18 protein-coding genes, 1 pseudogene and 1 riboswitch are annotated in these 18,477 nt (G+C 71.0%); of the genes and pseudogenes, 15 read left to right on the top strand and 4 right to left on the bottom strand.

Translation table 11 applies throughout. The annotated features are described in order from the left end of the window. The 3 genes and pseudogenes from M8J74_RS40700 to M8J74_RS40690 all read left to right on the top strand — a co-directional run. Positions 1-198 (top strand): annotated as a pseudogene (locus M8J74_RS40700) (aa3-type cytochrome oxidase subunit I); the annotation flags it as partial. Then, a complete protein-coding gene (locus tag M8J74_RS40695; RefSeq protein ID WP_058925777.1) occupies positions 195-593 on the top strand; it encodes a cytochrome c oxidase subunit 4 in 399 nt (132 codons plus the stop codon). The pseudogene M8J74_RS40700 and the gene M8J74_RS40695, both read left to right, overlap by 4 nt. 132 nt (positions 594-725) lie before the next feature. Further along, the gene (locus tag M8J74_RS40690) at positions 726-1,988 is read left to right on the top strand and encodes a L,D-transpeptidase (RefSeq protein ID WP_249841220.1); all 1,263 of its coding nucleotides are present in this window, start codon (positions 726-728) and stop codon (positions 1,986-1,988) included. A gap of 50 nt (positions 1,989-2,038) precedes the next feature. Here M8J74_RS40690 and M8J74_RS40685 read toward each other — a convergent pair whose 3' ends face one another. Further along, entirely contained in the window at positions 2,039-2,443 is a 405-nt protein-coding gene (locus M8J74_RS40685) for a response regulator (protein WP_058925779.1), read from the bottom strand. A gap of 145 nt (positions 2,444-2,588) precedes the next feature. On the opposite strand from M8J74_RS40685, the gene ctaE reads away from it, so the two are divergent. The 6 genes from ctaE (at position 2,589) to M8J74_RS40655 (ending at position 9,661) form a co-directional block, all read left to right on the top strand. Beyond that, positions 2,589-3,209 carry an aa3-type cytochrome oxidase subunit III gene (gene ctaE / locus M8J74_RS40680; protein WP_058925780.1) on the top strand — a complete coding sequence of 207 codons (621 nt, stop codon included), beginning with the start codon at positions 2,589-2,591 and terminating at the stop codon, positions 3,207-3,209. Between the two features lie 79 nt (positions 3,210-3,288). Then, the gene (gene qcrC / locus M8J74_RS40675) at positions 3,289-4,098 is read left to right on the top strand and encodes a cytochrome bc1 complex diheme cytochrome c subunit (RefSeq protein ID WP_249841219.1); all 810 of its coding nucleotides are present in this window, start codon (positions 3,289-3,291) and stop codon (positions 4,096-4,098) included. After that, positions 4,095-5,150, top strand: a complete 1,056-nt coding sequence (gene qcrA, locus M8J74_RS40670) for a cytochrome bc1 complex Rieske iron-sulfur subunit (protein WP_058925782.1) — start codon at positions 4,095-4,097, stop codon at positions 5,148-5,150. Before qcrC ends, qcrA begins: the two co-directional genes overlap by 4 nt. After that, the gene (gene qcrB / locus M8J74_RS40665; protein ID WP_058925783.1) at positions 5,147-6,781 is read left to right on the top strand and encodes a cytochrome bc1 complex cytochrome b subunit; all 1,635 of its coding nucleotides are present in this window, start codon (positions 5,147-5,149) and stop codon (positions 6,779-6,781) included. The genes qcrA and qcrB overlap by 4 nt, the downstream gene beginning before the upstream one ends. A 139-nt stretch (positions 6,782-6,920) precedes the next feature. Beyond that, positions 6,921-7,985 (top strand): anthranilate phosphoribosyltransferase, encoded by a 1,065-nt coding sequence (gene trpD / locus M8J74_RS40660; protein WP_249841218.1) that lies wholly within the window; start codon positions 6,921-6,923, stop codon positions 7,983-7,985. A 77-nt stretch (positions 7,986-8,062) separates the two neighbouring features. After that, positions 8,063-8,179, top strand: a riboswitch (SAM riboswitch). Positions 8,180-8,299: 120 nt separating this feature from the next. Then, the gene (locus M8J74_RS40655) at positions 8,300-9,661 is read left to right on the top strand and encodes an aminotransferase class V-fold PLP-dependent enzyme (protein ID WP_249841217.1); all 1,362 of its coding nucleotides are present in this window, start codon (positions 8,300-8,302) and stop codon (positions 9,659-9,661) included. A 19-nt stretch (positions 9,662-9,680) separates the two neighbouring features. Here the strand turns inward: M8J74_RS40655 and M8J74_RS40650 are convergent, their stop codons facing one another. Next, entirely contained in the window at positions 9,681-9,962 is a 282-nt protein-coding gene (locus M8J74_RS40650) for an Lrp/AsnC family transcriptional regulator (protein WP_058925786.1), read from the bottom strand. Continuing rightward, the gene (locus tag M8J74_RS40645; protein ID WP_249841216.1) at positions 9,959-10,693 is read right to left on the bottom strand and encodes a rhomboid family intramembrane serine protease; all 735 of its coding nucleotides are present in this window, start codon (positions 10,691-10,693) and stop codon (positions 9,959-9,961) included. The genes M8J74_RS40650 and M8J74_RS40645 overlap by 4 nt, the downstream gene beginning before the upstream one ends. Before the next feature lie 153 nt (positions 10,694-10,846). Here M8J74_RS40645 and M8J74_RS40640 point away from each other — a divergent pair, with 153 nt between their 5' ends. The 5 genes from M8J74_RS40640 (at position 10,847) to M8J74_RS40620 (ending at position 16,177) form a co-directional block, all read left to right on the top strand. Next, positions 10,847-11,086 (top strand): hypothetical protein, encoded by a 240-nt coding sequence (locus M8J74_RS40640; RefSeq protein WP_009309707.1) that lies wholly within the window; start codon positions 10,847-10,849, stop codon positions 11,084-11,086. A gap of 36 nt (positions 11,087-11,122) precedes the next feature. After that, the gene (locus tag M8J74_RS40635; protein WP_249841215.1) at positions 11,123-12,466 is read left to right on the top strand and encodes an NYN domain-containing protein; all 1,344 of its coding nucleotides are present in this window, start codon (positions 11,123-11,125) and stop codon (positions 12,464-12,466) included. A 210-nt stretch (positions 12,467-12,676) separates the two neighbouring features. Further along, positions 12,677-13,711 carry a C40 family peptidase gene (locus tag M8J74_RS40630; protein ID WP_058925789.1) on the top strand — a complete coding sequence of 345 codons (1,035 nt, stop codon included), beginning with the start codon at positions 12,677-12,679 and terminating at the stop codon, positions 13,709-13,711. A gap of 226 nt (positions 13,712-13,937) precedes the next feature. Beyond that, positions 13,938-14,954: a C40 family peptidase gene (locus M8J74_RS40625; RefSeq protein WP_249841214.1), complete on the top strand. Its 1,017-nt coding sequence runs from the start codon at positions 13,938-13,940 to the stop codon at positions 14,952-14,954. Positions 14,955-14,986: 32 nt separating this feature from the next. Next, positions 14,987-16,177: a hypothetical protein gene (locus tag M8J74_RS40620; protein ID WP_249841213.1), complete on the top strand. Its 1,191-nt coding sequence runs from the start codon at positions 14,987-14,989 to the stop codon at positions 16,175-16,177. A gap of 12 nt (positions 16,178-16,189) precedes the next feature. Here M8J74_RS40620 and M8J74_RS40615 read toward each other — a convergent pair whose 3' ends face one another. Beyond that, positions 16,190-16,720: a PadR family transcriptional regulator gene (locus tag M8J74_RS40615; protein WP_249841212.1), complete on the bottom strand. Its 531-nt coding sequence runs from the start codon at positions 16,718-16,720 to the stop codon at positions 16,190-16,192. Between the two features lie 91 nt (positions 16,721-16,811). Between M8J74_RS40615 and M8J74_RS40610 the strand changes: the two genes are divergently transcribed. After that, the gene (locus tag M8J74_RS40610; RefSeq protein WP_249841211.1) at positions 16,812-18,191 is read left to right on the top strand and encodes an MATE family efflux transporter; all 1,380 of its coding nucleotides are present in this window, start codon (positions 16,812-16,814) and stop codon (positions 18,189-18,191) included. The last annotated feature ends 286 nt before the right edge of the window (positions 18,192-18,477 follow it).

The following is an 18,477-nucleotide window of genomic DNA, read 5'->3' as shown; positions in this document are numbered from 1 at the left end:
CCGTGGGGCTACGGCCGTTCGCTGGAGTGGGCGACGTCCTGCCCGCCCCCGCGCCACAACTTCCTCACCCTGCCGCGGATCCGCAGCGAATCCCCGGCGTTCGACCTTCACCACCCTGAGATCGCCGCTCTCGACCAGCTCGAGAACGCGCCTCACGGTGAGAAGGCCCTGGCTGGTGGCAAGGAGGCCGGCAAGTGAAGATCCAGGGCAAGATGTTCATGTGGCTGAGCGTCTTCCTGCTCGTCATGGCGGTCGTCTATGGCGTGTGGTCGAAGGAGCCGGCCGGTACCACGGCCCTCTTCCTGGCCTTCGGCCTGAGCATCATGGTCGGCTTCTACCTGGGCTTCACCGCCCGGCGGGTCGACGTGGGCGCGCAGGACAACAGGGATGCCGACGTCGCGGACGACGCCGGCGAGGTCGGGTTCTTCAGCCCGCACAGCTGGCAGCCGCTGGCTCTCGGCGTGGGCGGCGCGCTGGCCTTCCTGTCGGTCGCGATCGGCTGGTGGCTGCTGTACTTCTCGGCGCCGATCATCATGGTCGGCCTGTACGGCTGGGTCTTCGAGTACTACCGCGGTGAGAACCGCACCCAGTAGCACGCGAGGAACGCGTCAGGAGCCCGGACACTCCGTCAGGAGGGTCCGGGCTCCTTCTTTTGCAGCAGCGCCGTTCCCCCGTACGCCTCACCCGGCGCGCCGTGGCCCACCCCGCTCCCTAGCGTCGAGGGCATGAACACATCTCCGCGCACCCGCACCGTCGTCAGCTGCACGCTGCTGGTGATCGCCCTCGGCGCGGGCGTCACCGCTTGCGGCAGCGGCGGCAACCCGCTGACCTCGAAGCCGTACGACGCGTCGGACCAGATCTCCTTCAACGGGCCCTCCGGCGACGGGAAGAAGGCCGACCCGGACAAGCCGCTGGAGGTCACCGCCGGCGACGACGACGGCCGCATCACCGACGTCACCGCCGTGGACGCCACAGGGCGCTATGTGACGGGCGAACTCTCCGCCGACGGCACCCGGTGGCACAGCACCTCTCCGCTGGCCGCCAACGCCCACTACACGCTCCGCGTGAGCACCGAGGACGGCGACGGGGCGCCCGGCCGCAAGGTCCTGGCCTTCGACACCAGCAGACCGACCACCAAGAAGCGGCTGACGGTCGCCTTCGGCCCGGACTCGGGCACGTACGGCGTGGGCCAGCCCATCACCGCCAAGCTGAACAAGCCGGTCGCGGACAAGGCGCAGCGGGCCGTCGTCGAACGGGCCCTCAGGGTGGACTCCGTGCCCGCCGTGCAGGGCGCCTGGCACTGGGTGGACGACAAGGAGCTGCACTACCGGCCCAAGGAGTACTGGCCCGCCCACGCCACCGTCTCGGTCCGCAGCGACCTCGACGGCGTCAAGATCGGCGACCGGCTGTGGGGCGACAAGTCCAAGCCCCTGAGGCTCACCATCGGCGACCGCGTCATCGCCGTCACCGACGCCGCCTCGCACTCCCTGACGTTCTACAAGAACGACCAGGAGGTCAGGGAGATCCCGGTCACCACCGGCAAGCCGGGCTTCGACACCCGCAACGGCGTCAAGGTGGTGCTGGAGAAGCAACAGTACGTACGTATGCGCGGAACCACCGTCGGCATCGCCGAGGGCTCGGCGGACTCGTACGACCTGCCCGTCTACTGGGCCACCCGCGTCACCTGGAGCGGCGAGTACGTCCACGCCGCCCCCTGGTCGGTGGGCTCACAGGGCTACGCGAACGTCTCCCACGGCTGCACCGGCATGAGCACCGACAACGCCGAGTGGTTCTTCGACCACGTCCGCCAGGGCGACGTCGTCAAGGTCGTCAACTCCCAGGGCGACACCATGGAGCCCTTCGGCAACGGCTTCGGCGACTGGAACATGGCCTGGGCGAACTGGCGCAAGGGCAGCGCGCTGGTCGCCGGGACACCGGACGGGCCGAGCCCGGCGGAGCGGGCCCGGCTGCGGCCGGAGAACGTCTGAGGAGGACCGGGCTTCCAGGCGCCCCCGGGCCCCCGCGGGCCACCGGGCCCCTAGGCGCTCTGCCGGAGGCTCCTGCCGCGCATCAGGGAGGCGAGGGCCGAGGCGAACTCCACGGGGTCCACGGGCAGCGTCACCGCCGCGTCCGCACGGCTCCACGTGGCCAGCCAGGCGTCCTGCGGCCGGCCGATCAGCAGCAGCACGGGCGGGCAGTCGAAGACCTCGTCCTTGATCTGCCGGCACACGCCCATGCCGCCCATCGGCACGGCCTCGCCGTCCAGGACGCAGATGTCGATGCCGCCCTTGTCCAGCTCACTGATGACGGCGGCCGGAGTGGCGCACTCGACGAACTCCACCACCGGGACGTCCGGCGCGGGCCTGCGCCCGGTCGCCAGCCGAACCTGCTCGCGAGTGTTGGAGTCGTCGCTGTAGACCAGCACCGTGGCGGTCGGCTGCATTGTTCCTCCGAGACGTCTGCGTCGTACGGAAAGGCCCGTTGCGGCGGATGTTACTCCGTTCAACACCACGTCAACACCGGTCCGGACGGCAGCAACACTCCGAACGGCACCCCCCGGAGTGAGGGCGGGATAAGCGACCGACATAATGTCGGTCGTGGCGACAGCAACGACAGTAGATACCGGGCACGCGCACCCGTCGGTCAACCGGCCGAACCTCACCAGCGTCGGAACCATCATCTGGCTGAGTTCCGAGCTGATGTTCTTCGCGGCCCTCTTCGCGATGTACTTCACCCTTCGATCGGTGACCGGTCCGGATCACTGGAAGGAGATGGCGAGCCATCTCAACCTTCCGTTCTCCGCGACGAACACCACGATCCTGGTGCTCTCCTCCCTGACCTGTCAGCTCGGCGTCTTCGCCGCCGAGCGCGGGGACGTGAAGAAGCTCCGGGGCTGGTTCATCATCACCTTCGTCATGGGTGCGATCTTCATCGGCGGTCAGATCTACGAGTACACGGAGCTGGTGAAGAAGGACGGGCTGTCCCTGTCCTCCGACCCGTACGGCTCGGTGTTCTACCTGACCACCGGCTTCCACGGCATGCACGTGACAGGCGGCCTCATCGCCTTCCTGTTCGTCCTCGGCCGCACCTACGCGGCCAAGAGGTTCACCCACGAGCAGGCGACCGCGGCCATCGTCGTGTCCTACTACTGGCACTTCGTCGATGTCGTGTGGATCGGCCTCTTCGCCACGATCTACCTGATCAAGTAGCGGGGCCCGTCCCGCGTGCGCCCGCGCGGCGCACAACCCACAAGCATCGACGCAGAAGATCCTGACACCGGGGTAATCCGTGAAAAAGCTCTCCGCACGACGACGCCATCCGATGGCGGCACTCGTCGTCCTACTCCTCGCGCTGGCATGCACCGGGGGGCTGTACGCCGTGTTCGCACCCGCGAGCAAGGCGCAGGCCGATGACACCGCCCAGTCCCTTGCCATCGACGAAGGCAAGAAGCTCTACTCCGTGGGCTGCGCAACCTGCCACGGAACCGGCGGTCAGGGCACCACCGACGGTCCGAGCCTGGTGGGTGTGGGCGCCGCGGCCGTCGACTTCCAGGTCGGCACCGGCCGTATGCCGGCCCAGCAGCCGGGCGCGCAGATCCCGAAGAAGAAGGTCATCTACACGCAGGCCGAGATCGACCAGCTGGCCGCGTACATCTCCTCCCTGGGCGCCGGCCCGTCCGTCCCGACGAAGGCCCAGTACGGCCCCGACGGCGCCGACATCGCCAAGGGTGGCGAGCTGTTCCGCACCAACTGCGCGCAGTGCCACAACTTCACCGGCAAGGGCGGTGCGCTGACTCACGGCAAGTACGCGCCTCCGCTCGAGGGTGTCGCCCCGAAGCACATCTACGAGGCCATGCAGACCGGCCCGCAGAACATGCCGTCGTTCCCCGACACCACGCTGTCGGAGCAGAACAAGAAGGACATCATCGCGTACCTGAACGCGGTCAACGGAGACGACACCGAGAGCCCCGGCGGCCTTGAGCTGGGCGGACTCGGCCCGGTCTCCGAGGGCCTGTTCGCCTGGATCTTCGGACTCGGCGCGCTGATCGCGGTCGCCGTCTGGGTCGCCGCTCGGACCGCAAAGGCCAAGAAGTCATGAGTAGCCAAGACATTCCAGAAGAGAACCTGCCCGCTGAGCAGGACGCGCACGGCGCCGTAGGCATCGCGGACGAGAAGGACCCGTTCGCCGACCCCGGCCTGCCGCCCCACGAGCACCGGATCCAGGACATCGACGAGCGGGCCGCCCGGCGGTCCGAGCGCACGGTGGCCATGCTGTTCACGGTGTCGATGCTGGCCACGGTCGGCTTCATCGCCTCCTACGTGGCGATCCCGCACGACAAGGCCATTTACGTCTTCCCGATCGGCCACATCAACGCGCTGAACTTCGCGCTCGGCCTGACCCTCGGTCTGGCCCTGTTCGCGATCGGCGCGGGCGCGGTCCACTGGGCCCGCACCCTGATGTCCGACGTGGAGATCGCCGACGAGCGGCACCCGATCGAGGCCTCGCCCGAGGTCAAGGCCAAGGTCATGGCCGACTTCAAGCAGGGTGCCAAGGAGTCCGCGCTCGGCCGTCGCAAGCTGATCCGCAACACGATGTTCGGCGCGCTGGCCCTGTTCCCGCTCTCCGGCGTCATGCTGCTGCGCGACCTGGGTCCGCTGCCGGGCACCAAGCTCCGCCACACGCTCTGGTCCAAGGGCAAGCTCCTCGTCAACATGAACACCAACGAGCCGCTGCGTCCCTCCGACGTCGCGGTCGGCTCGCTGACCTTCGCCAAGCCCGAGGGCCTGGAGGAGAAGGACGAGAACTTCCAGACCGAGATCGCCAAGGCTGCCCTGATGATCGTCCGGCTCCAGCCGGAGAACATCAAGGACAAGCAGGAGCTCGACTGGTCCTACCAGGGCATCGTCGCGTACTCGAAGATCTGCACCCACGTCGGTTGCCCGATCTCCCTGTACGAGCAGCAGACGCACCACGTGCTGTGCCCCTGCCACCAGTCCACCTTCGACCTCTCCGACGGTGCCCGGGTGATCTTCGGCCCCGCCGGTCACGCCCTGCCGCAGCTGCGCATCGGCGTGAACAGTGACGGCTACCTCGAAGCGCTCGGCGACTTCGAGGAGCCCGTCGGTCCTGCCTTCTGGGAGCGCGGATGAGCACCAACCACACCACCGAGGCCAGGCGCGGCAAAGCGCCGGCCGGCGAGCGCGTCGCCGACTGGGCCGACGGCCGTCTGGGGATCTACTCCCTGGCCAAGTCCAACATGCGCAAGATCTTCCCCGACCACTGGTCGTTCATGCTGGGTGAGGTCTGCCTCTACAGCTTCATCATCATCATCCTCACGGGTGTGTACCTGACGCTGTTCTTCCACCCGTCGATGAACGAGGTGGAGTACCACGGCAGCTACATCCCGCTGCAGGGCCAGATGATGTCCGAGGCGTTCAACTCGACCCTGCACATCTCCTTCGACGTGCGCGGTGGTCTGCTGATCCGGCAGATCCACCACTGGGCCGCGCTGATCTTCCTCGCGGGCATGTTCGTGCACATGATGCGCGTGTTCTTCACCGGCGCGTTCCGCAAGCCGCGTGAGGTCAACTGGCTGTTCGGCTTCCTGCTGTTCGTCCTGGGCATGTTCACCGGCTTCACCGGCTACTCGCTCCCGGACGACCTGCTCTCCGGCACCGGTGTCCGCTTCATGGAGGGCGCGATCCTGTCCGTGCCGGTCGTCGGCACGTACCTGTCGTTCTTCCTCTTCGGCGGCGAGTTCCCGGGCGGCGACTTCGTGGCCCGCTTCTACTCGATCCACATCCTGCTGCTGCCGGGCATCATGCTCGGCCTGGTGGTCGGCCACCTGATCCTGGTCTTCTACCACAAGCACACGCAGTTCGCGGGTCCCGGAAAGACGAACAACAACGTCGTCGGCATGCCGCTGCTGCCGGTGTACATGGCGAAGGCCGGCGGCTTCTTCTTCCTGGTCTTCGGTGTCATCGCGGCCGTCGCGGCGATCGCCTCGATCAACCCGATCTGGGCCATGGGCCCCTACCGTCCGGACCAGGTGTCCACCGGCGCCCAGCCCGACTGGTACATGGGCTTCTCCGAGGGCCTGATCCGCACGATGCCGGGCTGGGAGATCAACCTCTGGGGCCACACGCTCGTCCTGGGCGTGTTCATCCCGCTGGTCATCTTCCCGCTGGTCCTGGTCGCGATCGCGGTCTACCCGTTCATCGAGGCCTGGGTCACCGGCGACCGGCGCGAGCACCACATCCTGGACCGTCCGCGCAACGCCCCGACGCGTACCGCGTTCGGTGCCGCGTGGATCTCCTGGTACTTCGTCCTGCTCGTCGGCGGCGGCAACGACCTGTGGGCCACGCACTTCCACCTGTCGATCAACGCGATCACCTGGTTCGTGCGGGTCAGCTTCTTCGTGGTGCCGGTGCTCGTCTTCGTCGCCACCAAGCGGATCTGCCTCGGCCTGCAGCGCCGGGACAAGGACAAGGTGCTGCACGGCCGCGAGTCCGGCATCATCAAGCGCCTGCCGCACGGTGAGTTCATCGAGGTGCACGAGCCGCTCAGCCAGGAGGCGCTGCACACCCTCACGGCGCACGACCAGTACAAGCCGCTCGAGCTCGGCCCGGCGGTCGACGAGAACGGCGTCGAGCGCAAGGTCAAGGGCTCCCAGAAGCTGCGCGCCAAGCTCAGCGAGGCGTACTACGGCGAGGAGTCGCAGATTCCGAAGCCGACCGTCGAGGAGTACAAGGAGATCACGAGCGGCCACGGCCACCACTGATCGCTGCGCTCGCCACGCGCACCCGAAGGGCCCCCGTCCGATCTCCGGACGGGGGCCCTTCGCGATGCCCCGGCCTGGATAGGGTGGGCACACACTGCGTCACATCCACGACATGTCTACGACCATCAGGAGCGGCCCCATGAGCGCTGTGACCCCCGCTGGAGGCGACACCGCGGCGGGCCGTTCCTGGCCCCTGCTGCTGAACGGCCTGCTGACCGGCCGGGACCTGTCCACCGACGACACCGCCTGGGCGATGGACCTCATGATGCGCGGCGAGGCGACCGACGCGCAGATCGCCGGCTTCGTGGTGGCGATGCGGGCCAAGGGCGAGACGGTCGAGGAGATCAACGGCCTGGTCCGCACGATGTACGAGCACGCGAACGTCATCGAGGTGCCGGGCCCGACCGTGGACATCGTCGGCACCGGCGGCGACGGCGCGAAGACGGTGAACATCTCCACCATGTCCTCGATCGTCGTCGCGGGCACCGGCGCGCGGGTGGTCAAGCACGGCAACCGCGCCGCGTCCTCGGCGTCCGGGGCGTCCGACGTCCTGGAGAAGCTGGGCGTCAACCTGGAGCTGCCCGTGAAGCGGGTTCCCGAGGTCGCCCAGGAGGCCGGGATCACCTTCTGCTTCGCCATCAAGTTCCATCCGGCGCTGCGCCATGTGGGCGCCGCCCGCGGCCAGTTGGGCATCCGCACGGTCTTCAACGCGCTCGGCCCGCTGACCAACCCCGCCAAGGTGCGGGCCCAGGCGGTGGGCGTGGCCGACCCGCGCATGGCGCCGATCGTGGCCGGCGTCTTCGCCGAGCGCGGCAACTCCTCCCTGGTCTTCCGCGGCGACGACGGTCTCGACGAGCTGACGACGACGGCCACGTCGCGAGTGTGGATCGTCCGGGACGGCAAGGTCACCGAGGAGTCCTTCGACCCCCGTGACGTCGGCCTCGACCTGGTGCCGGTGGAGGCGCTGCGGGGCGGAGACCCGTCGTACAACGCGGAGGTCGCCCGGCGGCTCCTGGACGGCGAGAGAGGCCCCGTACGGGACGCCGTCCTGCTGAACTCGGCGGCCGCCCTGGTGGCCCTGGAGCCGACGGAGGCCCCGCTGGCCGACCAGCTGCGGGCCGGCATGGCGAAGGCCGCCGAGTCCATCGACTCCGGCGCGGCCAAGCGGGCCCTGGAGCGCTGGGTGGCGGCCAGCAACGCGTAGAGCGGGTGCCGAGCGCGGTCCCGTCATCCGGACACGGGTTGCGGGACCGCGATCACTTCACGTACGTTCCTGTATCAGGTCATGAGTGACAGTCATGAGGCCCCGGCCGACTGTCCGGCAACCCTCCGTCCGTGGCGGGGTGCCCCGGGTGAGGACCAGGTCGTAGGCACTGAGGTCTACGGCAAGCGCGGACCCCTCGCACACCAGGGGTCCTGGTCTCCGAGGGAGTCTTCCGTGAGCAAGCGAATGCGATAGGGCGCCGAGCCCCGCCTCCGCACGCCCCTTTTCACTCTTCTCTTGTCACGGGAGTACCCATGTCCGTCTCCACCGCTGCCTCCGCCCAGACCGTTTGCACCCCTCTGCCCGTTCTGGGCAGGGATGTCACCGTCCCGCTCGTCACCGGTGGCGAGGTGACCTACGCGGCGCTCGACTACGCCGCCAGCGCGCCCGCCCTCCAGCGCGTCTGGGACGACGTCGCGGCCTACGCCCCGTACTACGGCAGCGTCCACCGCGGTGCCGGCTACCTCTCCCAGCTGTCCACCGACCTCTTCGAGAACGCCCGCGAGACCGTCGCCGAGTTCCTCGACTGCCGCGCCGACGACCAGGTGGTCTTCACCCGCTCGACGACGGACTCCCTCAACCTCCTCGCCCGCGCGCTGCCCGCCGGCTGCCGGGTCTTCGTCTTCGAGACCGAGCACCACGCGAGCCTGCTGCCCTGGCAGGACGCCCACGTCACCTACCTCGACGCCCCGCGCACCCCGCGGCAGGCGGTCGAGACCCTGGAGCGCGCCCTCGCCGAGCACGACCCGCACGGCCCGGCCCTGGTCTGCGTCACCGGCGCCTCGAACGTCACCGGCGAGCTGTGGCCGGTGCGCGAGCTGGCCGCGGCGGCCCACGCGCACGGCGCCCGCATCGTCCTGGACGCCGCCCAGCTCGCCCCGCACCACCCCGTGTCCGTCCGTGACCTGGACGTCGACTGGGTCGCCTTCTCCGGCCACAAGCTGTACGCCCCGTTCGGGGCGGGGGTCCTGGCCGGCCGTGCCGACTGGCTGCGCGCGGCCGACCCCTACCTCGCGGGCGGCGGCGCCAGCCGCAAGGTCACCCGGCGCGAGGACGGGGGAGTGGACGTGGAGTGGCACGAGAGCGCGGCCCGCCACGAGGCCGGCTCCCCGAACGTCATCGGCGCCTACGCCGTCGCGTCGGCCTGCAAGGCCCTCACGGAGGCCGGCTTCGACTCCCTGGTGGCCCGCGAGCGGTACCTGATCGGCAAGGTGCGGGATGGTCTGGCCGAGGTCCCGCAGGTGAAGGTGCTCTCCCTCTTCGGCGACGACGCCGAGCGGGTCGGCGTCCTCTCCTTCGTCGTCGAGGGCTGGAACAGCTCCCACTTCGCCGCCGCCCTCTCCGCCGAGTACGGCATCGGCGTCCGCGACGGCCTCTTCTGCGCCCACCCCCTGGTCCGCACCCTGCTCGGCTCCGCCCCCCGGGCCCAGGGCGAGTGCGGCGCCCCCGAGGCCGCGCCGGGGGAGAAGTCCTTGAACGCGATCCGGGTGAGCTTCGGCGCGGGCACCCCGGACGAGCACGTCGAGCGCTTCGTCGGCGCCGTGAAGGAACTGGTGAGCGCCGGCGCGAAGTGGACCTACCGGACGCAGGACGGCCGCTGCGTGCCGGCGGTCTGACGGGGTCGGCGGGCGGCGCTCAGGAGTCGAGGCCGATCGCGAACGCCGCCTCCAGGTCGTGCTGGGAGTAGGTGCGGAACGCCACGTGCGTGTCCGTGGCCTCGACACCGGGGATCTTGCTGATCGAACCCGGGATGACCTCCGCCAGGTCCTCGTGCCGGCGCACCCGCACCATCGCGATCAGGTCGTAGGTGCCGGTCACGGAGAAGACCTCGCTGACGGAGTCCAGCCCGGCGATCCGCTCGGCGATCTCGGGGATCCGGTCCACGCTGGTCTTGATCAGGACGATCGCGGTGATCACGGCTGGTTCTCTCCCTCGGGGGCCGGAGCTGGGGCGGCCCTCACTTTAGTCGTACGGCGCACACCCGCCCACGCGCAGACGAAGCCCAGCCCGAAGCCCACCAGGTGCGCCAGGTAGGCCACCCCCGGCCCGTCCGGCGCCCGCCCCGCCGCCAGCCACTGCAGGCTCGCCCAGAAGGGCAGCACGACCCAGGCGGGGAAGCGCAGCGGGAGGAAGAAGAGGAACGGGAGCAGGCTTGTGACCCGGGCTCCGGGGAAGAGGTACAGGAAGGCGCCCAGGACCGCCGAGACCGCCCCGGACGCGCCGACCAGCGACTGCCCGGACGCGGAATTGGCCGCCGCGTAGCCCAGCAGGGCCAGGTAGCCGCAGGCGACGTAGAAGACGGTGAACCGCACGCGGCCCATGCGTTCCTCGGTCATCACCCCGAAGACGAACAGGAAGAGCATGTTGCCCAGCAGGTGCACCCAGCTGCCGTGCACGAAGAGGGCCGTCGCGGGCGTCAGGGCGGCCCGGGGAGAGCCCGCGAAGAGCTCGGCCGGGACCACGCCCCAGCGGTGGAAATAGGCGCGCTGCGCGGCGAGGAGCGCGTCACCGGAGCCGTAGGCGGGGTTCAGGCCCGCCGCCGGGCCGGCCACGAAGACCAGGCAGCACAGCGCGATCAGCGCGTAGGTCACCGGCGCCGAGGGATGCCGGAACGATCTGCTGACGGTCGTGCTCCGGTTGCCGATCATGGACAGAGCATGACGTAACAGGACGCAGCCGCACAGACCGCCTCGCCGCCGTGGACGGACCAGCGGCAGGCCGCCGCCAGGCCGTAGGGTTACGGCCACACGTGTCAGGGAAGCTGGCGCGTCACGGACACTAGAAGGAAGAGCACAGTCACGATGACGGTTCCCCTGCCGACCGCCACGACGCGGTGGCGCTGCACCCTCTGCGGCAACCTCACGCGTTTCGACGTGACCCGCTCGTCGAAGGTCGTCGAGTACGTCCACCTCGACCTCGCCGGTGAGCCGAAGGTCGAGGAGCGCGAGGTGGTCAGTGAGACCATCGAGTCGGTGCGCTGCCGCTGGTGCAACGCCGTGGATCAGGTGGAACTCGTGGACAGGCCGGGCGCCGACTCCTGAGCGGAGCGGCCCCGCACAGGTGATGGGGTGTGACGGATGGTGGAGACACAAGGCGGGGGGCCGGGCGACGGCGCCGCCGAGGTGCTCGACCGTCCGCTGCCCGACGGGGTGCGCCGCAGAGTCGTGCAGATCGTCTCCGACGGGTTCGGCTCGCTGACCGTCGCCGAACTGCCCGCGCAGCTCAGGCAGTACGCCCGCTTCGCCCCGAACCGGCGGGCCAAGTTCGCGGGCAACGCCATGGCGGCCGCGCTGGAGACCGAACCGCTGTTCAGGCAGCGTATCGGGGAGAAGCTGAGAGAGGCCCAGCCGGAGCTCGCCGGCGCCCTCGACTCCGGCTCGCCTCCCCCGGCCGCGGATCCGCTCGACGTGGCGGCCGCGGCCTATGTGCTGCGCCCCGCGGGCTGGGTGAAGCTGGTGACCGCGGCCGGCGAGGAGGCCCAGCGGGCCGACGCCGAGCGCGCCGACGAGGAGAGCCGGGCCGAGCTGGAGCGGCTGCGCGAGGAGCTCGCCGCCGCCCGCGACCAGACGCGCGCCGAGACCGAGCGGCTGCGCCTGGAGCTGGAGTCGGCCAAGAAGGAAGCGGAATCGCTTCACCGCAAGCTGCGGGCCGCCCTCAGCGACGTCAAGCGCGGCGAGGCCGCCCTGCGCAAGGTGCAGGGCGAGATGGAGGCCGTGCGCGCCGAGGGGCAGGCGCAGGTGTCCCTCGCCGAGACCGAGGCCCGGCGGCTCAAGGCGCGGCTCGGGGAGGCGGAGGCGGCCCTGGAGGCCACGCGCAAAGCAGCGCGGGAGGGGCGCAGTGTCGAGGACATGCGCGTCCGTCTGCTTCTGGACACCGTTCTGGACGCGGCGCAGGGTCTGCGGCGTGAACTGGCCCTGCCTCCGGTGTCCGTGCGGCCCGCGGAGACCGTGGACGCGGTCGAACCGGGACGAATGACCCCGAAGGACATCGCAGCGCGCGCCCTGTCCGAGCACGATCCGGCCGTTCTCGACCAGCTCCTGGCCCTGCCGCAGGCGCACTTGGTGGTCGACGGCTACAACGTGACCAAGACCGGCTATCCCCAGATGCCGCTGGAGAAGCAGCGCCTGAGGCTGCTGGGGCAGCTCTCGCAGCTGGCCGCGCAGACCGGCGCCGAGGTGACCTGCGTCTTCGACGGGGCCGAGCTGGCCGCTCCCGTGCTGCTGGCGCCGCCGCGGGGCGTGCGGGTGCTGTTCTCCAAACCGGGCGTCACCGCCGACGAGTTGATCCGCCAGCTGGTGCGCGCCGAGCCGCCGGGACGGCCGGTCATCGTCGCCTCCACCGACCGGGAGGTCGCCGACGGGGTGGCCCGGGCGGGCGCCCGGCCGGTCGCGTCTGCCATGCTTCTGCGGCGGCTGTCCTGAAGGTCGAAGTTGCGGGCTCAATGACCGAATTGGCGGTATCGTCACGCAACGTAGTGTCAACCGCGCATCACTGCATGTGAGTTGTGTGTAAAGAATGCATGCCGTGACGAGATTTTGCTCCTGAGGATTTGAACTGATCACGAGTAGGTCACTAGGGTCTGGGCTCGAACCTCCGAGCGGGTGATCACTCAAAAGAAGGAGTTCACCTCCGTGGCGTCCCACCGTCGACCCAAGCAGCCGAGCCGAGCGCGCGTGACCGTGCTCACCACAGCAGCCGCTGCAGCCGTTGCCTTCAGCGCCAACGCCGCCAACGCGGCGCCGAGCGAGAAGCCCTCCAAGGACGAGGTCAAGGCGAAGGTCGACAAGCTCTACGAGCAGGCCGAGCAGGCCACCGAGAAGCTCAACGGCGCCAAGGAGAAGCAGGAGAAGCTCCAGAAGGAGATCTCCACCATCCAGGACAACGTGGCCCGCGGCCAGGAGGAGCTCAACGAGCTCCGCGACTCCATAGGCCTGGCGGCCGCCGCGCAGTACCGCACCGGCAGCATCGACTCCTCCGTCCAGCTGTTCCTGTCGTCGAACCCCGACGACTACCTGGACAAGGCGTCCACCATGGACCAGCTCAGCGCCCAGCAGGTCGACGCGCTGAAGAAGATCCAGGAGAAGCAGCGCGAGCTCGCGCAGCAGCGCTCCGAGGCCTCCGACAAGCTCAAGGACCTCGCCGCCACCCGCGCCGCGTTCGCCGCGCAGAAGAAGGACGTCCAGGGCAAGCTCGCCCAGGCGCAGAAGCTGCTCAACTCCCTGACCGCCGCCGAGCGCGCCGCCCTCGCCGCCGCGGACCAGCGGGCCAGCCGCAGCGCGAGCCAGCGGGTGGACCTCGGCAACACGCCGGCCGCCTCCGGCCGGGCCCTCGCCGCCTTCCACGCCGCCCAGACCCAGATCGGCAAGCCGTACTCCTACGGCGCCACCGGCACCGCCGCCTACGACTGCTCGGGCCTGACCTCCTGGGCCTACGCCCAGGCCGGCGTCACCATCCCCCGCACGTCCCAGGAGCAGGCGAACGCCGGCACGAGGATCTACAGCCAGAGCCAGCTCCAGGTCGGCGACCTCGTGATCTTCTACAGCGACCAGCACCACGTCGGCCTCTACGCCGGCAACGGCATGGTCCTGCACGCCCCCCGCACCGGCACCAACGTGCGCTACGAGTCGATCGGCAACATGCCGTTCCAGTTCGGCGTCCGGATCTGACACCGGTAACCCGTCCCTCCGGTCACCACTCGGCCCCCGAACGGGCGAATTACGACAACCCGCGCTGACCCCACGCCCCGCCTATGACCTGCGTCAGAGGCGGGGCGTCACTGTGTGTGGCCGTGGGGGTCTTTGGCCGGGGCCCTTCCGCGGGGCTACTGTCTGCCGCGTTTCCCCGCAGCGCGGGGAGGCAGTCCCTGTCGCCAACGGAAGGAGCGCGGGTCGCGTGGGGTCCCATCGCCGCCTTGCACCGTCGTCCGGGTTCAACCGGGGCGCCGGCGCCGCTCTGTGTGTCCTGTCCGCCGCGGCCGCCGCCCTCGGCGCCGTACCGGCGAACGCCGCGCCGCACGACGACACCAGGGCCGAGGTGGACCGTCTCTACGAGGAGGCCGAGAAGGCCACCCAGGCCTACGACAAGGCCGACGAGACCGTCGACACCCTGCGCCGCCAGGTGCGCGACGCCCAGGACCAGATCGCCCGCCGCCAGCTGCGCGTCAACTCCATGCGGGAGGAGCTCGGTTCGCTGGCCGGCGCCCAGTACCGCTCCGGCGGCATCGACCCGACCGTCGCCCTGCTCTTCTCGGACGACCCGGCCGACTACCTCGACAAGGCCTCCGTCCTCGACCGGATCAGCGCCCGCCAGGCCGGGCAGCTCAAGGACCTGCAGTCCACGATGCGCCAACTCGCCCAGGAACGCGCGGAGGCCGCCCGCAAGCTCGCCGAACTGGAGCGCAGCCGCAAGGCAGTCATCTCGCACAAGAGGACCGTCGAGCACAAGCTCGCCAGGGCCCGCGAACTGCTCAACTCCCTGCCGTACGCGGAACGCGCCGCCTACGGCCGGGCCTCCCGCTCCGGCCGCGACGACATCCCCGACCTCAGCGGTGTCGTCCCGCCCGACGGCCGTGCGGCCGCCGCCATCGCCGCGGCCCGCTCCGCGCTCGGCAAGCCCTACGTGTGGGGCGCCACCGGCCCCTCCGGCTTCGACTGCTCGGGCCTGATGCAGTGGTCGTACGCGCACGCCGGCGTCCATCTGCCGCGCACCTCGCAGGAACAGCGGTTCGCCGGGCACCAGGTGCCGCTCTCCCAGGCACAACCCGGTGACCTGGTCGTCTACCGGTCCGACGCCAGCCATGTGGCGATGTACGTCGGCAACGGCCAGGTGATCCACGCGCCCTATCCGGGTGCCCCCGTGCGCTACGACCCCGTCAACATGATGCCGGTGTCGTCCGTCACCAGGGTCTGACCACGGCGCCGAATCCGCCTTACGATCGGGAAGTGGCCGGTCGTGGGCGGGTGTCGAGGTGGCGGGCGGTGGCGCTGGTGCTGCTGCTCGTCTGGCTGGCGGCCTGCGCCGGGCAGTCGGCCGACGACAGCGGCCGGGCCGACCTGCAGCGCGTCCTCGACCGGCGCTCCACCGCCGTCCTCGACCGCGACCGCGCGGCCTTCCTGAGGACCGGCGCGCTCGGCTGGTTCGAGAACCTGCGCGGGGTGCCGCTCGCCTCCTGGTCGTACCGGGTGACGGGCCTGCACCGCAGCGGCGACGGGGCCACCGCCGACGCCGAGTTGCGCTACCGCATCCTCGGCTACGACAACGCCCCCGTCACCGTCGGCCGCACCCTCACCCTGTCCCGGCGCCCGGGCGGGCAGTGGTCCGTGAGCCGGGACGTGCCCGCCGCCAAGGCCCCCCAGCAGCTGTGGGACCAGGGCGCGGTGACCGTCGTCCGTGGCAGGCGCAGCCTCGTCCTGGGCACCGGCCGCTCCAGCGAGCAGCTGCACATGTACGCGGACCTCGCGGACCACGCCGTTCCGGCCGTGTCCGGGGCGTGGGGCACCGACTGGACCCGGCGCGTCGTCGTCGAGGCGCCGAAGTCGCTGCAGGGCATGGCGGGACTGCTCGGCTCGCCCGCCTCCCAGTACCGGGGGATCGCGGCGGTCACCACGGGCGAGGTCGGCGGCCCGCCCAGCGCGCCCGCGGACCGCGTCATCGTCAACCCGGACGCGTACGCCCTCCTCGGCCCCCTCGGCAAGCAGGTCGTGCTCACCCACGAGACCACCCATGTCGCCACCCGCGCCCACACCACCCCCGCCACGCCGCTGTGGCTGTCCGAGGGGTACGCCGACTGGATCGGCTACCTCGGCACCGGCCGCACCCCGGTGCAGGCGGCGCCCGAGCTGGCGCACGCGGTCGACGACGGGCAGGTGCCGTCGGCCCTGCCGAGCGACAAGGACTTCGGCTTCAGCGGCGACGCGACCAAGCTCGCCCAGGCCTACGAGGGCGGCTGGCTGGCCTGCCGGCTGATCGCCGCCCGATGGGGCGAGGTGCGGCTGGGGGAGTTCTACCGCGCGGTCGGCGACCACAAGGTGCGCGACGGGTCGGTCGAGGGCGCCATGCGGACGGTGCTCGGGACGACGCCGGAGAAGTTCACCGAGCAGTGGCGGGACTATCTGCGCACCGAGCTCGGCTGAGCCGCGGCCCTCTCAACCGCCTTCCTCCAGGCGGTCGACGGCCTCCCGCAGCCAGGTCCGCTCCGCCTCGCCCGTGGCCCGCGCCACCCGCAGCATGCCCTCCCGGAACAGGTCGTCCGCCTCCTCCGCGCGCACCGGCCGCTCACCGTCGTAGAAGAAGCTGGACGGGGTCTGGAGGAAGTCCAGCCGGCGGCGCAGCACGGCCGCCTGCTCCCGCCGGTCGGGCAGGTGGCGCAGGAACGCCAGGACCGTGTTGAAGCGGACCTGGTCGGTGATCTCCGCCTGCTTGGGGTGGCGCAGGCGTTCCAGCAGGTCCTCGCGGCCCTCGGCGGTGAGGGAGAGGATGCGGCGCGGGGCCGCGCTCGCGCCGGGCTCGGTGTGCTGGTCGAGCTTGCCGGCGGCGACCAGCCGGTTGAGGGCCGGGTAGAGGGCGCCGTCGCTGACCGGGCGGACGTGGCCGCTCAGCGCTTTGATGCGCTCCTTCAACTCGTAGCCGTGCAGCGGCTGTTCGGCAAGGAAGCCGAGGATCGACAGCTCCAGCAACGTCTTTCCCTCCTTGCGGGCCCGATGACGCCATGGTACCTCTTATCGAGCTACCTCTAATCGAGGTAGCTCGTATCGAGGGGGTCGTCTCATGAACGCGCATCGCAGGCAGCTCGTCACGCTCGCCCGCCCGGTCTACTTCTCGCTCCTCGCCACGGTCGCCGCCGGGATCATCAACACCGTCTGGGTCTCCCGGCTCGGCGGCGCGGCCGTGGCCGCCGTGGCCGTCGCGACCAACACCGAGAACGTGCTGCTCGGCGTCTCGCTGGTGTTCGCCTCCGGTACGACCGTGCTGGTCGCCCACGCCAGAGGAGCCCGGGACCCGGGGGCGGTCCGGGCGGCCGTGCGCGGCGGCTGGGCGCTGTGTGCGCTGGTGACGCCGGTGGTCGTGGCGGCGGGGCTGCTGCTGCGCGAGCCGCTGGCCCGCCTGGTGCTGGGCGGAGGTGACGGGGCGGCCGTCCCGCTCGCCGCCGCCTACTTCGCGATCTCCCTGCCGGGCATCGCCGTCTTCTTCGCACAGAACCTCGTCGACGGCATCCTCAAGGGCGCCGGGGACACCAGGACCCCGATGCGGCTGGCGCTGCTCGCCAACGGCCTGATCCTCGTCTGCGACCCGTTCCTGATCCACCTCTACGGGGTGCGCGGCGCCGCCGCATCGACCGTGCTGTGCCGGTGCGTGGCGCTGGCGGCCGGGCTGCTCGTGCTGCGGCGCAACGCCCTGCTGCGCACGGCCGCCTCCGCCCGGCCGGCCGAGGGGACCGGCAGGGCCCTGCGCCGGACGCTCACCACCGGGCTGCCGATGTCCGCCGACTTCACCGTCCGCCAGGGCGGGGCGCTGGTGCTGGTCGCCATCGTGGCGCGGCTCGGCGTGACGGCGGTGGCCGCCTACGCCATCGCGTACAAGGTCATGTACGTCGCCACCATGGCGTTCTACTCCGTGCGGCAGGCGGCGTCGATCCACACCGCCCACACGCGGGGCGCGGGCCGGGACGAGCGGCGGGCCATCGGGCGGGAGGCCGTGCTGCTCTCCGGGGCGGTCGCGGGGGTCGCCGTCGTCCTGCTGGCTGCCGCGGGCCCCTGGGTCATGGCCGCTTTCGGCGCCGGGCCCGAGGTCGCGCACGCCGGGGTGCTGTTCCTGCGCTGCGTCGGGCCGTACCTGCTGCTGATGGCCTGCTTCATCGCGCTGGGCGGGGTCTTCGAGGGCAGCGGGGGAGCGCCGGTGCTGCTGCGCGTGACGCTGCTCGGCACGGCGCTCCAGCTCCCCCTCGCCTACGGGCTGTCGGGGCTCGGCCTGCCCGGCGTGTGCCTGGCGCTGGCGCTCGCGATGGCGGTGCAGTGCGCGGTGGCGTGGGTGCTGTTCGTCCGGGGCGCACGGCGCCTCGGCGGCGGATCCGGGCGCCTGCGAGAAGCCTTCGCCGGCGGAGCCGAGCCGGAAGAGCCGGCGGCCCCCTCGCGCGGGGCCGCCGCGTGACGGGGCGGCCTGACCCCGGCCGTCGTGGGAGGGCGCGCCCGCGCGCCGAGCCGATCCGCCGGACGGCTCCTTCGTGCGGGTCGTACGGCGCCTCGGTGGTCGGTTCGGTCGACTGGGCGGGTTGTCGTGCGGCCGGGTCGAGCCCGGGGAGCCGGCGGCACCCCCTCGCGGGGCCGCCGAGTGACGGGGGCGGCAGTGGCCGCGGCGCGCCGACGTGACCGGGCCCGTGGGCCCGCGTCAGGCGGGGGTCGAGGGCTCCTTCGAGGCGCACGGCGCCTCGGCGGGG

Source organism: Streptomyces panaciradicis, assembly GCF_023516615.1.
GTDB classification, from domain to species: Bacteria; Actinomycetota; Actinomycetes; order Streptomycetales; family Streptomycetaceae; genus Streptomyces; species Streptomyces panaciradicis.
Note: the sequence above shows the minus strand (reverse complement) of the source record. Positions and strands in the feature narration are given on the sequence as shown.